We start from the raw sequence: 14525 nt of genomic DNA on the forward strand, positions 1-14525 counted from the left end.
TCCATGTCAATCTCCGCACGATGGGCCGCGGTTGCGGCCGTCACCGTCCTGGCGACCACGCTCGCCGGCTGCACGTCCGGCAAGAGCGGGTCCGACCCGAAGGGCGGCAGCTCCTCGAAGTCCGGGGCGCCGGGCTCCTCCGCCTCCGCCCCGTCCGGGCCGATACCCGTCGGCCCCGGGCCGCAGTCCGCGTACACGGTCCAGAAGCAGCCCGACCCCGGCACCTGCCACGTCCGCTACACCGCCGACAAGCAGCCGCTGCCCGACCCCAAGTGCACCCCCGGGGCGACCAACCCGAAGGTCACGCAGCAGACGCTGAAGGCCACCATCTGCTCCAGCGGCTACACCAAGGGCATCCGGCCGCCGGTCAGCATCACCAACCGGGAGAAGGCCGCCAACGCCAAGTCGTACGGCTACACCGGCCCGATGCACGACGCCGAGTACGACCACCTCATCAGCCTCCAGTTGGGCGGCGACCCCAACGACCCGCGCAACCTGTGGGTGGAGCCGCCGTCCCCGGGGCACAAGCCGGGCGCCGGGCCGAACAACCCCAAGGACGGGGTGGAGAACAAGCTCAAGACCGCCATCTGCTCCGGCAAGACCGACCTGGCCAAGGCGCAGCAGGCCATCGCGCACGACTGGACGACGGCGCTGTCCTCCCTGGGCATCAAGGAGTAGTCCCGGGTCCCGGGGAACGGCCCCGGGCCGCAAGGAGAGAGCGGCGCCCCGGCAGCGGCCCGGGCCGGGTGTTCCGGCCCGGGCGGGCTCAGCGCCGGCTCTCGATGTGGTCCGCGAGGGCGCCGAGCAGCGCCACCACGCCCCGGGGGCCGTCGACGACGAGGTCGGCGCGCTCGGCCAGCTCGGTGACCTCGTTGCTGCCGCTGCACACCAGGACGCCGCCCGGCCCGTCGGAGCGCAGCTTCTCGATGGCGGCGAAGGCGGCGAGGTCGCCGAGGTCGTCGCCCGCGTAGAGGACGGCGGCGGCGTCGGTCTCCCGGACCCAGTCGGCGAGCGCCACGCCCTTGTCCATGCCCGGCGGGCGCAACTCCAGCACCAGCCGGCCCGGTTCGACGATCAGGCCGTGGCGCTCGGCCAGCTCGGTGAGCGGTCCGCGCAGCGTCTCGAAGGCGTGCTGCGGGTCGGCGGCGCGGCGGGTGTGGACGGCGACGGCCCGGCCGCCCTTGCGCTCGACGGCGGTCTCGACCCAGGTGCCGCGCCAGACGCCGGAACGGTCCAGTACGCCGGGGAGTTCGGCCTGTACGGCGGCGATGCCGGGGTGCGGGGCGGGGGCGTGCAGCGTGCCGGTCGCGGCGTCCCAGCGCTCGGCACCGTAGTGGCCGAGCACGACGAGGTGGTCCAGGCCCGGCAGGGCCTCGAAGCCGCCGAGACGGACCGCCACGGCGGCCGGGCGGCCGGTGATGACGGCGACCGCGCGCAGGTGCGGGGCGAGCCGGGCGAGGGCTGCGGTGGCGCCGGGGTGGGCGCGGGCCTTCGCCGGGTCGGGGACGATGTCGGCGAGCGTGCCGTCGAAGTCGAGGGCGACGACGGCACGTTCGGGATGCGCCAGCAGCGCGGCGAGGCCCTCACGGCCGGCGGCGGAGTGCGGCGTGGGGACGGCGGGGGGCGTCGGGGCCGGGTCCGGCGTCGGTTCGGGGTGCGGCGCGGCGTTCGGGGTGCTGCCCATGGGGCGACCCTACCGGCGGGGCACGGGCGCACGCCGGGTGTACGGGCGCATCGGGGCGGCGGGCCGGGGCGCCGAGGGGCGGCGCCGGGAGGGGTCAGCGGCGGGCGCGGCGGGCGTCCCGTACGCGGCGCAGCCGGTTGACGGTCACCGGGTCGTGCGCGAGCGCCCGGGGGTCGTCGAGCAGCGCGTTGAGGAGCTGGTAGTAGCGGGTCGGGGAGATGCCGAGCTGTTCGCGGATGGCGCGCTCCTTGGCGCCGGGGCCGGGCCAGGAACGGCGTTCCAGGGCGAGCACCGCCTCGTCGCGGGAGGAGAGCCCGCGCTCCGCGCCCGCACCGACCGTGCCGTCCGCGCCTGCTGTGCCCTCTGCGCCGTCCGCGCCTTCCACGTGCTCCGCCCTCACATTCCCACGATAAGCCCACCGCCGGACGCCCTCGGGCGCCGGTCCGGGGTCGCGGTGCCCGGCCCGGGTCCCCGCGCCCGGACCGCGGCTCCATTGCCCGGCCCATGGCCTCATTGCCCGGCCCGTGGCCTCGGATCCGCCGGCCTCACTCGGTGGCGTTGTCGGCGGTGTCGGCGGTGTTCTGGATGTCGGTGAGCACCGCGGAAGGGTTGCCCTGCGGGCCGACGGCGGCGCCCATCCGGGCCTTGACGGTCTTGGAGACCAGCGGCCAGGAGGTCTTGTTGGACGGGTAGAACTGGGCGGTGGGGAGCTGGGTGAGGAAGCCGTGCAGCTTGCTGAAGCGGTCGTCGGCGAGCATCGCCTGGGAGGCGGTGGTGGTGACCGGCAGCAGGTTGTAGTCCGCGGAGAACTTCAGGACGTTCTTCTCGCTGTAGACGAAGTCGAGGAACTTCCCGATCTGCGCGCGGTGGCCGTTCTGCTTGAACGCCATCATCCAGTCGGCGACGCCCATGGTGGCCTTGGCCTTGCCGTTGGTTCCGGGGAGTTCGACGGTGCCGTAGTCGATGCCGTTGGCCTCGGCCTGCTTCATGAGGGTGGGGTGGCCGTTGAGCATGCCGACCTGGCCGGCGGCGAAGCCCGCGAAGGCGTCCCCGCGGTTGAGCTTGGCGGGGTCGGTGCCGGTGAGGCCCTTGCCGACGAGGTTCTTCTGGAGCCACTCGAAGGTCTTGACGTTCTCGGCCGAATTGACGGTGTATTTGCCGATGTTGTCGGTGTAGCCACCGCCTCCGGCGAGCATCCACTCCAGCGTCTCCGCCTGGGTCTCCTCGGGGCCGAGGGGCAGCGCGAAGGGTATTTTCACGCCGTGCGCCTTGAGCGCCTGGGCGTCGCTGACGATGTCGTCCCAGTTCTGCGGCGGGTTGGTGATGCCGGCCTGGGCGAAGAGCTTCTTGTTGTAGAAGAGCCGCCGGGTGCTGGCCCCGAAGGGCATGCCGTACTGGAGCCGCTGGTACTCGCCGGCCTCCGCGAGGGAGGGCGCGAAGTCGGCCTGGACGGGGATGGAGAGAAGGTCGTCGGCGGTGTAGAGCTTGCCGTGGGCGGCGTAGTCGGCGTACGCGCCGATCTGGGCCATGTCGGGGGCCTTGCCGGAATGGACCAGGTCCTCGACCTTCTTGTCGACGTCGGTCCAGCTGTAGACGCTGACGTCGACCTTGATGCCGGGGTTCTTCTCCTCGAATTCCCGGACGAGCCCGTCCCAGTAGTGCTGGGAGCTGTTGGCCTTGCTGTCGCCGTAGTCCGCCGCGATCAGCTTGAGGGTGACATCGTTGCCGCCCGAGCCGCTTCCGCAGCCGGTAAGAGTCAGTGCCATGGTGGCGGCCAGTCCCGCCGCCGCCAGGCTCAAGTACCGCCGCTGCACCGCTGTTACCGTCCCTTTGTCCCGAAATTCCGTGTCTGCCGGGCCATTCCCACCGCCGCCTCGGGGGTCGCCCAAGATCGACGCAGAACAGCGAGTCTCCCCACTGTCCCTCACAAGGTCTACACCACTCCCCATTCCGTTTCCTTATCGCCCTGCCTCTTGCGCAGGTCAGGCGCCGTGTGGGATGGCGAAGGAGAAATGCTACCCGCGCGTACGACAGATCCGAATTCGGACGCCGGCGCGACCGGACCGGCGAGTGGACTAGACCTTTCATGGCGGATCGCGCGAAACTGTTCCCGTGAGACACGTCATCGCCCTTGATGTGGGCGGCACCGGAATGAAGGCCGCCCTCGCCGGGGCGGACGGCACCCTGCTCCACGAGGCGCGACGTCCCACCGGGCGCGAACGCGGCCCCGCCGACGTCGTCGAGACGATCCTCGGCTTCGCCGCCGAGCTGCGCGACCTCGGCCGGGCGCGCTTCGGCAGCACCGCCCTGGCCGCCGGCGTCGCCGTCCCCGGCATCGTCGACGAGGCCGCGGGCATCGCCGTCTACGCCGCCAACCTCGGCTGGCGGGACGTGCCGATGCGCGACCTGCTGTCCCGGCGGCTCGGCGGGGTGCCGGTCGCCCTCGGCCACGACGTCCGCACCGGGGGCCTGGCCGAGGGCCGGATAGGAGCGGGCCGGGACACCGACCGGTTCCTGTTCGTCCCCCTGGGCACCGGGATCGCCGGTGCCATCGGGATCGGCGGCGGAATCGAGGCGGGCGCCCACGGGAGCGCCGGCGAGATCGGCCACATCGTCGTGCGGCCCGGCGGGCGCGCGTGCGGCTGCGGGCAGCGCGGCTGCCTGGAGACGGTGGCCTCGGCCGCGGCGGTGGGCCGCGACTGGGCGGCGGTCTGCGGCGATCCGGCGGCCGGCGCCGCCGACTGCGCCAAGGCCGTGGAGTCCGGCGACCGGCGCGCCCGGGAGGTCTGGCAGCACGCGGTGGACGCCCTCGCCGACGGCCTGGTCATCGCGCTCACCCTGCTCGACCCGCGGACGCTGATCATCGGCGGCGGGCTCGCCGAGGCGGGTGACACGCTGTTCGCGCCTCTGCGGGAAGCGGTCCGACGGCGCGTTACGTTCCAGCGGCTCCCCTCGATCGTTCCGGCGGCCCTCGGGGACGCCGCCGGCTGCCTGGGCGCAGGACTGCTCGCCTGGGATCTTCTCTCCACGGAGGTAACCGCCTGATGGCACAGCAACAGTCCGCGGGACGGACCTCGGCCCCCCGGCGCACCGTCCTGGCCGGCGCCCGCATCGCCCGGCCGTCCGGCGTCGTCGACGGCGGCCGGCTCACCGTCGAGGGCACCCGTATCGCCGGGGTCCACAGCCGCGACCTGGACCGGGTGCCGGCGTCCGGCGACGCGGGTGCCGGGGCGGAGACGGTCGTCGAGCTGACCGGGCACCTGATCGTCCCCGGCTTCGTCGACCTGCACGTCCACGGCGGAGGCGGCGGCTCCTTCTCGTCCGCCGACCCCGAGGAATGCCTGAAGGTCATCGGCACCCACCGCCGGCACGGCACCACCTCGATGCTCGCCTCCACCGTCACCGGCGAACTGGGCGACCTCGCCCGGCAGGCCGCGGTGCTGGCCGAGCTGGTCCAGCAGGGCGACCTGACGGGCATCCACTTCGAGGGCCCGTTCATCTCCCCGCACCGCTGCGGCGCGCACCAGCCCGAGTTGCTGCGCGACCCGGACCCGGCCGACGTCCGCAAGCTCGTCGACGCCGCGCACGGGACCGCGAGGATGATGACCGTCGCCCCCGAACTCGACGGCGGACTGGACTCCGTACGGCTCCTCGTCGACGCCGGGGTGATCGCCGCCATCGGCCACACCGACTCCGGCTACGACGCCACCCGCCGGGCCATCGACGCCGGCGCCACCGTCGCCACCCACCTCTTCAACGCGATGCCCGCACTGGGCCACCGGGCGCCCGGCCCGGTCGCCGCCCTCCTGGAGGACGAGCGGATCACCGTCGAGCTGATCAACGACGGCACCCATCTGCACCCCGCGGTCCTCCAGATGGCGTTCCGCGAGGCGGGCGCCGAACGGGTCGCGTTCATCACGGACGCGATGGGGGCGGCCGGCATGACCGACGGGATGTATCCGCTCGGCCCGATGCGGGTCGAGGTCAAGGACGGGGTCGCCCGGATCAGCGAGGGCCCCACGGCCGGCTCCATCGCCGGCTCCACGCTCACCCTGGACCGGGCCTTCCAACGGGCCGTCACCGTCGACGGCCTGACGATCGATCAGGCCGTGCGGGCGCTCTCCGCCACCCCCGCCCGGCTGCTGGGCATCGACGGCCGGACCGGCTCCCTCCAGACCGGCAAGGACGCCGACCTGGTGGTGCTGGACGCGGCCTACGAGCTGGTCGGCGTCATGCGCCGGGGCGAGTGGCTGGTGCGCCCGCAGGGCGCCTGAACCGACGGGCACCCGGTGCGCCCGGCCGCCGGCCCGGTGGCCGGGCAACACCGGGTGACCGTACCGGGTCTGGGCGTACCGGCATCCGCGATGGCATGATCGCTCGCGCACTTGTCCGTATGCCACCGCCGCACGCGGTGCCAGACCCACGGCCGTCCGGCCGGCCTCCCGGAGGGGAGACCATGATCCTCACGGTCACGCTGAACGCCGCCCTGGACATCACCTACCGCGTCCCCCGGCTCCACCCGCACGCCACCAACCGCGTCACCGAGGTCGCCGAACGCCCCGGCGGCAAGGGCCTGAACGTCGCCCGTGTACTGGCCGCGCTCGGCCACCGCACGGTCGCCACCGGCTTCGCGGGCGGCGGCACCGGCGAGGCGCTGCGCGCCCTGCTCACCCAGGAGACCGACGTCACCGACGCACTGGTCCCGGTGGGCGGCACCAGCCGCCGCACCATCGCGGTCGTCGACGCCGCCACCGGCGACACCACCCAGCTCAACGAACCGGGCCCGACGGTCTCCCCCGCCGAATGGGCCGCGTTCCTCGGCACCTACCGCGAACTGCTGGGCGAGGCAAGGGCGGTGGCGCTCTGCGGCAGCCTCCCGCCGGGCGTCCCGGTGGACGTCTACGCCCGCCTCACCCGCGCCGCGCACACCGCCGGCGTGCCCGTCCTCCTCGACACCAGCGGCGAACCGCTGCGCCGCGGCCTGGCCGCCCGCCCCGACCTCGCCAAGCCCAACGCCGACGAGCTGGCCGCCCTCACCGGCAGCACCGAACCGCTGCGCGCGGCCCGCGACGCCCGCCGCCGCGGCGCCCATGCGGTGGCCGCCTCCCTGGGCGCGGACGGCATGCTCGCGGTCACCGCGGACGGCGCCTGGCAGGCCACCCCACCCCGCCGATTCGCCGGAAACCCCACCGGGGCCGGCGACTCCGCCGTGGCCGGCCTGCTCTCCGGCCTCGTCGAGGAACTCCCCTGGCCGGACCGCCTCACCCGCGCGGTAGCCCTGTCGGCGGCCACCGTACGGGCCCCGGCTGCGGGCGAGTTCGACCCGGCGACGTACGAGGAGCTGCTGTCGCACGTGGTGGTGACGGACCGTCCTACGGCGGCGTGAGGGGGGTGCGGCGGCCTGGCCGTTCCAGCGCGGATGCCCGGCCGCCGCGACATCAACCTCCCCAGATGGCGATGCTCCTGACCGGCCACGGGGTCTTGGCCGAGTAATGGTCAGGGGTCAGATCGAAGTGCTCGCCGTAGCACCCGCTATCGCTGTAGAAGGTCACCCGGTACTCGCTCTGGTTGGACACCGACCGTGCGGCTTCGCCCACTGAGTCGCACCCCGGCGACACGTCACTCGAGTACGACACTTGGCCTCCGAAATTCGGCTGCGCCCAGCCGCAGATCTTGGCAGCATCGCATTTGGCGGCGGCGCTGGCTGTTCCCGCAGTGAGCGGCAGCACGGCCAGCAAGGCAACACCGGACAGGGCTACAGCACGTAACTTCATGCGTGATCTCCTCAGATCAAGTGGCTGTTACCGTCCCATCCTCCACAGAGACAAAGTGATCTTGTCAAGGCGGTATACAGGTCAACGGACTTGCCCACTTGAGCTGTAGAAGTAGCAGTCGCCGGCTACTGATTGGCCCCCGTCAGCCATACCTGATCCAGGATGGCGTTGCACTGATTGCCCTGTGCGCAGGCGATCTCGATGGTGTTGGTGCCCTTGTTCAGGGTCACCGGGGCCCAGGTCGTCTGCCAGCCCTGCACCCAGTCGCCCTTCGGGTGGTGTGTGAAGTTCTTCAGGCCCAGCGGCGCGGCGTTGGGCTTGCCGTTGACCGAGAGCGTGGCGTTGGCGTCTTCTCCCGGGATGCTGTAGTGCACATTCAGCCGGAAGTCGCCGGCGGCCGGCACATCCAGCGTCCACTGCACCTTCGCCCCGACCTGGTTGAAGCCGGTGACGTACGAACCGCTGGCGGATTGGGCGCCCTTGATGTCCTTGGCGGTCGTCGCGCCGCCGCTGAGCCGCAACGCGCCCGCGTCGTCCTTCGGGAGTGCGCCGGGGCTGGGCTTGGTGGAGGGCTGGGCGCTGGGCTCGACCGAGTCGCCGGCGGTCGGGCCGGGCTTCTGCGCGGTGTCGTTCTTGGTGTCGCCGCTGTTGGTCAGCATCGCCACGCCGATGCCTATGCAGACCACCGCGACGACCGCGACCGCGCCTATGAGGAGGCCGTTCCGGCCGCGTCGGGGCTCCTGGCCGCCGTACGCGGGGGCCTGGCGGGTGCGCTCGCCGCCGCCGGGCAGCGTCTCGGGCGCGGCGTAGTGGGCGTTCTGCTGGCCGTACGACTGCTGCGGGGCCTGCTGGCCGCCGTACTGCCGCTGGCCGACCGCGCGGACCTGGTTGTAGGAGGTCCGCGGAACGCCCGGCTGCCGCGCCGCACCGCCGTCGCCCGACGGGCCCGCGCCGCCCTCGCCGCCTTCCGAGCGGTAGAGGTAGCCGAACGGGTCGTCGTTCTCCGGCGTGTCCGCGCCGTTGTTACCGGCCGTCATCCCCTGTCACTCCCAAGCGATCCGTACGCGTCGGTACGCGTGTTGTACGCGTTCGCGGGCATCCGCGCGAACTGTCCTTCCGGGCCCCGGCGACGCCGCGCCGCATCGGCGCAGCCTACCCCGTCAGGGCCGTACCACGCCGATCCCGCCCCATCACAAGATCACCAACGATCGGTGAACGGGCGGTACGCCAGGCACGATGCCGCGGGTGTGAGATGCGCGGCACCGGGGCCGCGGTTCCCGGCCCGCCGCCCGCGCTCAGCCCGCCGCCCGCCGGTTCCCCTTCGACCGGGAGCGCTTCTCCACGTACATCCGCTGGTCGGCCGACTCCAGCACCTCCTCGGCCGTCATGCCGCAGCTCGCCCAGCCGATGCCGAAGCTCGCGCCGACGCGTACGGCCCGACCCTCGACCCGGATGGGCGGGATGATCGCGTTCCGCAGCCGGACCGCGAGGTCCTGGGCATCGGCCGTGCCCAGCCCGTCGGCCAGCACCACGAACTCGTCGCCGCCGAGCCGGGCGACCGTGTCGCCGTCCCGGACACCGCTGGTCAGCCGCCGGGCGACCTCGATCAGTACCGCGTCACCGGTGTTGTGCCCGAAGCGGTCGTTGATCGACTTGAAGCCGTCCAGGTCGCAGAAGAGGACCGCGAGCCCCTTGGAGCCGTCGTCCTCGGGCCCGTCGGGAGGCGCGACGAGATGGATGTGGTGGTCGTACGGGACCGGGCTGCCGGTCTTGCCCTCGAAGCCGTCGAGCCCCTCGAACGGCTCCGGGCCGTCCACCCCGAAGCCGTGCGGGGCGCGCGGATCGGAACCGTCCGCCCCCGAGGAGGCGTAGGCGTCGGCGAGCGAGCCCGGCCGGCGGGAGCACAGCTTCGCGCCGAGCCGGGCGCGCAGTTCGGCGCTGTTGGGCAGTCCGGTCAGCGAGTCGTGGCTGGCGCGGTGCGCGAGCTGGAGTTCATGGCGCTTGCGCTCCTCGATGTCCTCGACGTGGGTGAGCAGGAAGCGGGGCCCGTCGGCGGTGTCCGCGACGACCGAGTTGCGCAGCGACACCCAGACGTACGTGCCGTCCCGGCGGGCCAGCCGCAGCTCGGCCCGGCCGCCCTCGGCGGAGGTGCGGAGCAGGGTGCCGATGTCCTCGGGGTGCACGAGGTCGGAGAAGGACAGCCGGCGCATCGTGGACGCCGGGCGGCCCAGCAGCCGGCACAGCGCGTCGTTGGTGCGCAGCAGCCGTCCGTGCTGGTCACCGCCCATTTCGGCGACGGCCATCCCGCTCGGCGCGTACTCGAAAGCCTGCCGGAAGCTCTCCTCGCTGGCGCGCAGCGCCTGCTGCTCGCGCTCCAGCCGGACCAGGGCGCGCTGCATGTTGGCCCGCAGCCGGGCGTTGCTGATCGCGATGGCCGACTGGAAAGCGTACATCTGGAGCGCCTCCTGGCCCCAGGGGCCGGGGCGCCGGCCGTTGCGCGGCCGGTCCACGGAGAGCACCCCGAGCAGCTCGCCGTTGCCGTTGGCAGCCGTGTACATCGGCGCGAAGAGGCGGTCCATCGGGTGCCACTCGTCGGGGAAGCGGGGCGCGGGTCCGGCGGTGTGCCACTGGGGCACGTCGTCGTCGTCCAGCACCCAGCCCTCGGTGTACGGGATGAAGCACAGATCGCCCCAGCGCTCCCCCATGGACAGCCGCCGCTCCCATGAGGAGCGCGAGCCCACCCGCCCGGCCATCAGCGCCTCGGCGCCCGCGCTGCCGGCCACCGCGGCGACCACCAGGTCGCCGTCCGGCCGCACGAGGTTGACCGCGGCGAGCTCGAAGCCCAGCCCGACGATCGCCCCGTCGGCAACGGACTGCAAGGTGTCCGCAAGGCTGCGTGCGGTATTCAGCTCGGCGACCACTTGGTGCAGCTGCCGCAGGGTCGCAAGACGGACATAGGGCTCCGACTCGGTCTCCATCGCTCGCTCTCCCTGAGACCTCGACAGCACTCCACCGGTTCGTTGTCGTCTTCTTCTTCGTCGTCTTCGTCGTCCGATTCCACGCTCACTGAATCACAGTGAGCTGTTCACTCGGTACACAGGGTCAACAATTAGCGCCCGCTGTGACTCAAGTCACAAGCCGTGACGGCCCATTACCGGTCCGCGTTCGCAGCTCACCAGGCTGCCCGAACACCGCTCGCCCACGCCCTGAAATCTTCCGGAACGCAAATTCCAGCCACCTCCGAGCACTTCTGCGCACCCCGTCCCCGGCCGCCGCCGCGGCACGCTCCGCAGTGGCGGTCGCCTCCGCCGCGGGACCTAGGACGCGAGTGGTCCCGGGGCCCGATGCGGACCGGGGCGGGTCGAAGTTAGCGTTCATGGCGTGTTCACGAAAACTCCCGCCGCCACCCCGGCGGCCGGCTCCGCCGCACCCGCCGCACCCGCCGCACCCGCCGTCTCCCTCGCCTCCGTGCCGGGCGACGCACCGATCGCGCATTCTGTTGGGGTGAGTGACGACGAGTTCCGTGCCGCCCTGTCCCGCCTCGCCGCAGGCGTGGTGCTGATCACCGCCCACGACCCGGACGCCGGCCCGCGCGGCGAGGACGTCGGCATGACCGCGACGGCGTTCCTGTCCGTGTCCCTGGAGCCGCCGCTGGTCATGGTGAGCGTTCGCAACGACTCCCGGATGGACGACCTGCTGGCGCAACAGCCGCTGTGGGCCGTCTCGGTGCTCTCGGGCCATCAGCGCCAGGTGGCGGGACGATTCGCCATGAAGGGCCGCATCAGCGACCGGCTGCTCTTCGAGGACCTTCCGTCCGTACGCGGCGAAGCGTCCGGCGCCCCGCTCATCGGCGGTGCGCTGGCGACGCTGGAGTGCCGTACCGAGCAGCGGGTGGTGGCCGGCGACCACACGCTCGTCATCGGGCGCGTCCTGGCGACCACCACGTCCGACGATGACGACGGGCCGCTCATGTACTTCCGGGGGAAGTACCGCCAGCTGGGCTGAGGGCCTGGGACCTGTCCGATGGGTCACGGGCGGAAGGGCCCCGGGGTCTGTCCGACGGGTCACGGGCGGAAAGGCCCCGGGGTGCGTCCGACGGGTCAGGGGCGGAAAGGCCCTGGGAGGCGGCAGTCCCCTCAGCCCCAATCGCGGCCCGAGCGGCCCCGCTTGGTCTCGCCGCGCTGCTTCTTCTCGCGCAGCCGCCGCTCGTTGATGCCGCGCGGGATCCGCGACTTCCTGCGCGGCTTGGGCGGCGGCGCGGTGGCCTCGGCGAGCAGCGCGGCGAGCCGTACGGCCGCGGTCTCGCGGTTGCGCCACTGGGAGCGGTGGTCGGAGGCCCGTACGGACAGCACTCCGTCGACCAGCCGGCCGGCCAGCCGCTCCAGGGCGCGCTCCCGCCACACCGGGGGCAGCGCCTTCGTACCGGCCAGGTCGAAGCGCAACTCGACCTGGCTGTCGCTGGTGTTGACATGCTGGCCGCCCGGCCCGGAGGAGCGCGAGAAACGCCAGACCAGCTCGGCCTCCGGCAGGGCGACCGAACCTCGGATGACATAGGGCCCGGACATGCCTCCCATGATCCCGCGCCCACGGGCGCCCGTCACCTCACTTTTCCCGGGCGGACCCCGGCACCGGCATCAGGACCGGGCACAGTCCGACCCCAGGAACAGGCAAAGGGTCAGGCAAGAAATCGAGTGGAGAAAGTAAAGAATCCTGGAACCACCCGGTCGCCCGGCCGCGTTGAGGTGGGTAACGGCGGCTCCGCCCGAGGCGGAGCCCGAAGCGTGTGACCGCACCCCTGCGACCGCACGCCTGCGACCTCGACGAGGAAAGGGACTTCCCATGGCTGTAAGCCTGTCCAAGGGCGGCAACGTCTCGCTCACCAAGGAGGCGCCGGGCCTGACCGCCGTCACGGTCGGCCTCGGCTGGGACGTCCGCACGACCACGGGCTCGGACTTCGACCTCGATGCCAGCGCCATCGCGGTCAACGCCACCGGCAAGGTCTACTCCGACCAGCACTTCGTCTTCTTCAACAACCAGGCGACGCCGGACCGGTCCATCGTCCACACCGGCGACAACACCACCGGCCAGGGCGACGGCGACGACGAGTCGATCAACGTCGACCTCGCCGCGCTGCCCGTCGACATCGACAAGATCGTCTTCCCGGTCTCCATCTACGACGCCGAGAGCCGCAGCCAGAACTTCGGCCAGGTGCGGAACGCCTTCATCCGCATCGTCAACCAGGCCGGCGGCGCCGAGATCGCGCGCTACGACCTCAGCGAGGACGCCGCCACCGAGACCGCCATGGTCTTCGGCGAGCTGTACCGCAACGGCGCGGAGTGGAAGTTCCGCGCCGTGGGCCAGGGTTACGCATCCGGCCTGGTCGGCATCGCCCAGGACTTCGGCGTCAACGTCTGAGGCATGCGGAGCCGCGCCCGGGGCACTCGGAGTGCACGCCCGGGCGACCCGGTGGGGCACCGACAGCAGGTGCGGCAACGGCGGTAGACGGAGCGCCGACGGTAGGTGAGGCACCGACGGCAGGCGGGGTCCGACGGCAGGCGGGGTCCGACGGCAGGCGGGGTCCGGCGGCAGGCGGGGTCCGGCGGCAGGCGGGGTCCGGCGGCAGGTGAGGCGCCGGCAGTATGTGACGCCCCGCCAGAGGGCCGGTTCCCGGATTTTAGGGGGCCGGCCCTTCCGTGTTGGGGCCCTGCCTGCCACGCCGGGTGCCGGTTCCCGGAGGGGCGCCGACCCTTCGCGTGAGGAGCCGGCCCCGTACGGGGCCGTCCGTGCATCGAGGGACCGACCCTGCACCCGTCGGACGACCCCTAGGCCGCCGCGCCACCGTGGGCGGCCGCTTCCGGCGCGGCGTCCGGCGGCGTGGCCAGCACCGCCACCTCGTCCAGCGACAGCCCGAGCGTGCCGGCCAGCGCGGCGACCGTGAAGAACGCCGGGGTCGGCGCCCGCCCGGTCTCGATCTTGCGCAGCGTCTCCGCGGACAGCCCGGCCGCCGCGGCGACCTCGACCATGCTCCGCTCGCCGCGCGCCGCGCGCAGCAGCGTACCCAGCCGCTCGCCGCGTTCGCGTTCCCAGGGGGTCAGTGGAGTGCGCACCATGCCCGTGATACTAATACCGGTAAACAAATACCGGTAAACAAATACCGGCCGCACGAAGCTGTGGTCGCCGCCCGACACCGAGGTGCGTACGGGCGGCCCGAACGGGAGGTCGTTCCGATGGTGGAGATCAAGACGGATGCGTCGCTGGACGCGATGCGCGTGGCCGGCCGGGTGGTCGCGGACGCCCTGTCCGCGGTCCGCGCCGCGGCCGCCCCCGGCGTACGGCTGCTGGATCTGGACGAGGTGGCCCGTGCGGTCCTGCGCGAGGCCGGCGCCACCTCCCCCTTCCTCGGCTACCGCCCCAACTTCGCGCCGACCCCCTTCCCGGCCGTGATCTGCGCCTCCGTCAACGACGCGATCGTGCACGGCGTCCCGGACGGCTACCGGCTCCGCGACGGCGACCTGGTGAGCATCGACTGCGGTGCGGTCGTCGACGGCTGGGCCGGCGACGCGGCCACCAGCTTCACCGTCGGCGCCACGCGGCCCGAGGACCGCCGACTGATGGAGACCACCCGGCGCGCCCTGGAAGCGGGCATCGCGGCGGCCGTCGTGGGCGCCCGTATCGGCGATGTCTCGCACGCCATCGGCAGCGTCGGACGCGCCGCCGGCTACGGCATCGCCGAGGACTTCGGCGGCCACGGCATCGGCCGCGCGATGCACGAGGACCCGGCGGTCCCCAACGAAGGCCGGCCGGGCCGCGGCCTCGTCCTCCGCCACGGCCTGGTCATCGCCATCGAGCCGATGTTCCTGTCGGGCGGCGGTGACAGCTACTACGCCGCCCCCGACGGCTGGACCCTGCGCACCACCGACGGCAGCCGCGCCGCCCACTTCGAGCACACCGTCGCGGTGACGGACGACGGGCCGCGCGTACTGACCCTGCCGTAGGCGCGAGCGCTCCGTCGACGTAGGCGCGAGCACTGCGGCGGTAGGCGCCGGCGCCGCCGTAGGCACCGGCTC

General features: G+C 72.8%; 15 protein-coding genes. 7 read left to right on the forward strand and 8 right to left on the reverse strand.

Going from position 1 to position 14525, the window contains the following annotated elements:
• Positions 1-3 precede the first annotated feature (3 nt).
• Positions 4-678, forward strand: coding sequence for a hypothetical protein (locus GR130_RS35990; RefSeq protein WP_159508581.1), 675 nt, complete (start codon positions 4-6; stop codon positions 676-678).
• Positions 679-766: 88 nt separating this feature from the next.
• On the opposite strand, the gene otsB is transcribed toward GR130_RS35990, so the two are convergent.
• The 3 genes from otsB to GR130_RS36005 form a co-directional block, all read right to left on the reverse strand.
• Positions 767-1684, reverse strand: coding sequence for a trehalose-phosphatase (otsB, locus tag GR130_RS35995; RefSeq protein WP_159508582.1), 918 nt, complete (start codon positions 1682-1684; stop codon positions 767-769).
• Positions 1685-1778: 94 nt separating this feature from the next.
• Positions 1779-2069, reverse strand: a complete 291-nt coding sequence (locus GR130_RS41465; protein ID WP_159510442.1) for a DUF3263 domain-containing protein — start codon at positions 2067-2069, stop codon at positions 1779-1781.
• A gap of 160 nt (positions 2070-2229) precedes the next feature.
• Positions 2230-3498: an extracellular solute-binding protein gene (locus tag GR130_RS36005; protein WP_159508583.1), complete on the reverse strand. Its 1269-nt coding sequence runs from the start codon at positions 3496-3498 to the stop codon at positions 2230-2232.
• 298 nt (positions 3499-3796) lie between these two features.
• Between GR130_RS36005 and GR130_RS36010 the strand changes: the two genes are divergently transcribed.
• The 3 genes from GR130_RS36010 to GR130_RS36020 all read left to right on the forward strand — a co-directional run bounded on the left by GR130_RS36010 (position 3797) and on the right by GR130_RS36020 (position 7070).
• Entirely contained in the window at positions 3797-4729 is a 933-nt protein-coding gene (locus GR130_RS36010; protein ID WP_159508584.1) for an ROK family protein, read from the forward strand.
• Positions 4729-5958, forward strand: a complete 1230-nt coding sequence (gene nagA, locus GR130_RS36015; RefSeq protein ID WP_159508585.1) for an N-acetylglucosamine-6-phosphate deacetylase — start codon at positions 4729-4731, stop codon at positions 5956-5958. Before GR130_RS36010 ends, nagA begins: the two co-directional genes overlap by 1 nt.
• A gap of 182 nt (positions 5959-6140) precedes the next feature.
• Complete coding sequence (locus tag GR130_RS36020; protein WP_159508586.1) at positions 6141-7070, forward strand: 1-phosphofructokinase family hexose kinase; 930 nt, start codon at positions 6141-6143, stop codon at positions 7068-7070.
• A gap of 52 nt (positions 7071-7122) precedes the next feature.
• Here GR130_RS36020 and GR130_RS36025 read toward each other — a convergent pair whose 3' ends face one another.
• From GR130_RS36025 to cdgB, 3 genes are all read right to left on the reverse strand, one after another.
• Positions 7123-7458, reverse strand: a complete 336-nt coding sequence (locus GR130_RS36025; RefSeq protein ID WP_159508587.1) for a peptidase inhibitor family I36 protein — start codon at positions 7456-7458, stop codon at positions 7123-7125.
• Between the two features lie 125 nt (positions 7459-7583).
• The gene (locus tag GR130_RS36030) at positions 7584-8495 is read right to left on the reverse strand and encodes a CBM35 domain-containing protein (protein WP_159508588.1); all 912 of its coding nucleotides are present in this window, start codon (positions 8493-8495) and stop codon (positions 7584-7586) included.
• A gap of 258 nt (positions 8496-8753) precedes the next feature.
• Positions 8754-10436, reverse strand: a complete 1683-nt coding sequence (gene cdgB, locus GR130_RS36035; protein WP_159508589.1) for a diguanylate cyclase CdgB — start codon at positions 10434-10436, stop codon at positions 8754-8756.
• Positions 10437-10839: 403 nt separating this feature from the next.
• On the opposite strand from cdgB, the gene GR130_RS36040 reads away from it, so the two are divergent.
• Entirely contained in the window at positions 10840-11463 is a 624-nt protein-coding gene (locus tag GR130_RS36040; RefSeq protein WP_201305097.1) for a flavin reductase family protein, read from the forward strand.
• Between the two features lie 131 nt (positions 11464-11594).
• Here the strand turns inward: GR130_RS36040 and arfB are convergent, their stop codons facing one another.
• Complete coding sequence (gene arfB, locus GR130_RS36045; RefSeq protein WP_159508590.1) at positions 11595-12023, reverse strand: alternative ribosome rescue aminoacyl-tRNA hydrolase ArfB; 429 nt, start codon at positions 12021-12023, stop codon at positions 11595-11597.
• A 274-nt stretch (positions 12024-12297) separates the two neighbouring features.
• On the opposite strand from arfB, the gene GR130_RS36050 reads away from it, so the two are divergent.
• Positions 12298-12873, forward strand: coding sequence for a TerD family protein (locus GR130_RS36050; RefSeq protein ID WP_159508591.1), 576 nt, complete (start codon positions 12298-12300; stop codon positions 12871-12873).
• 407 nt (positions 12874-13280) lie between these two features.
• Here the strand turns inward: GR130_RS36050 and GR130_RS36055 are convergent, their stop codons facing one another.
• Complete coding sequence (locus GR130_RS36055) at positions 13281-13568, reverse strand: helix-turn-helix domain-containing protein (RefSeq protein ID WP_159508592.1); 288 nt, start codon at positions 13566-13568, stop codon at positions 13281-13283.
• 117 nt (positions 13569-13685) lie between these two features.
• Between GR130_RS36055 and map the strand changes: the two genes are divergently transcribed.
• Positions 13686-14453 carry a type I methionyl aminopeptidase gene (gene map / locus GR130_RS36060; protein ID WP_159508593.1) on the forward strand — a complete coding sequence of 256 codons (768 nt, stop codon included), beginning with the start codon at positions 13686-13688 and terminating at the stop codon, positions 14451-14453.
• Positions 14454-14525 lie beyond the last annotated feature (72 nt).

Origin of the sequence: Streptomyces sp. GS7 (genome assembly GCF_009834125.1) — a bacterium.
Lineage (GTDB): Bacteria > Actinomycetota > Actinomycetes > Streptomycetales > Streptomycetaceae > Streptomyces.

Bases quoted from the DNA above. Each gene is read 5' to 3' on its own strand.
- GR130_RS35990 (WP_159508581.1), top strand. From the start codon at position 4: ATGTCAATCTCCGCACGATGGGCCGCGGTTGCGGCCGTCACCGTCCTG.
- otsB (WP_159508582.1), bottom strand. From the start codon at position 1,684: ATGGGCAGCACCCCGAACGCCGCGCCGCACCCCGAACCGACGCCGGAC.
- nagA (WP_159508585.1), top strand. From the start codon at position 4,729: ATGGCACAGCAACAGTCCGCGGGACGGACCTCGGCCCCCCGGCGCACC.
- GR130_RS36020 (WP_159508586.1), top strand. From the start codon at position 6,141: ATGATCCTCACGGTCACGCTGAACGCCGCCCTGGACATCACCTACCGC.
- GR130_RS36025 (WP_159508587.1), bottom strand. From the start codon at position 7,458: ATGAAGTTACGTGCTGTAGCCCTGTCCGGTGTTGCCTTGCTGGCCGTG.
- GR130_RS36030 (WP_159508588.1), bottom strand. From the start codon at position 8,495: ATGACGGCCGGTAACAACGGCGCGGACACGCCGGAGAACGACGACCCG.
- cdgB (WP_159508589.1), bottom strand. From the start codon at position 10,436: ATGGAGACCGAGTCGGAGCCCTATGTCCGTCTTGCGACCCTGCGGCAG.
- arfB (WP_159508590.1), bottom strand. From the start codon at position 12,023: ATGTCCGGGCCCTATGTCATCCGAGGTTCGGTCGCCCTGCCGGAGGCC.
- GR130_RS36050 (WP_159508591.1), top strand. From the start codon at position 12,298: ATGGCTGTAAGCCTGTCCAAGGGCGGCAACGTCTCGCTCACCAAGGAG.
- GR130_RS36055 (WP_159508592.1), bottom strand. From the start codon at position 13,568: ATGGTGCGCACTCCACTGACCCCCTGGGAACGCGAACGCGGCGAGCGG.
- map (WP_159508593.1), top strand. From the start codon at position 13,686: ATGGTGGAGATCAAGACGGATGCGTCGCTGGACGCGATGCGCGTGGCC.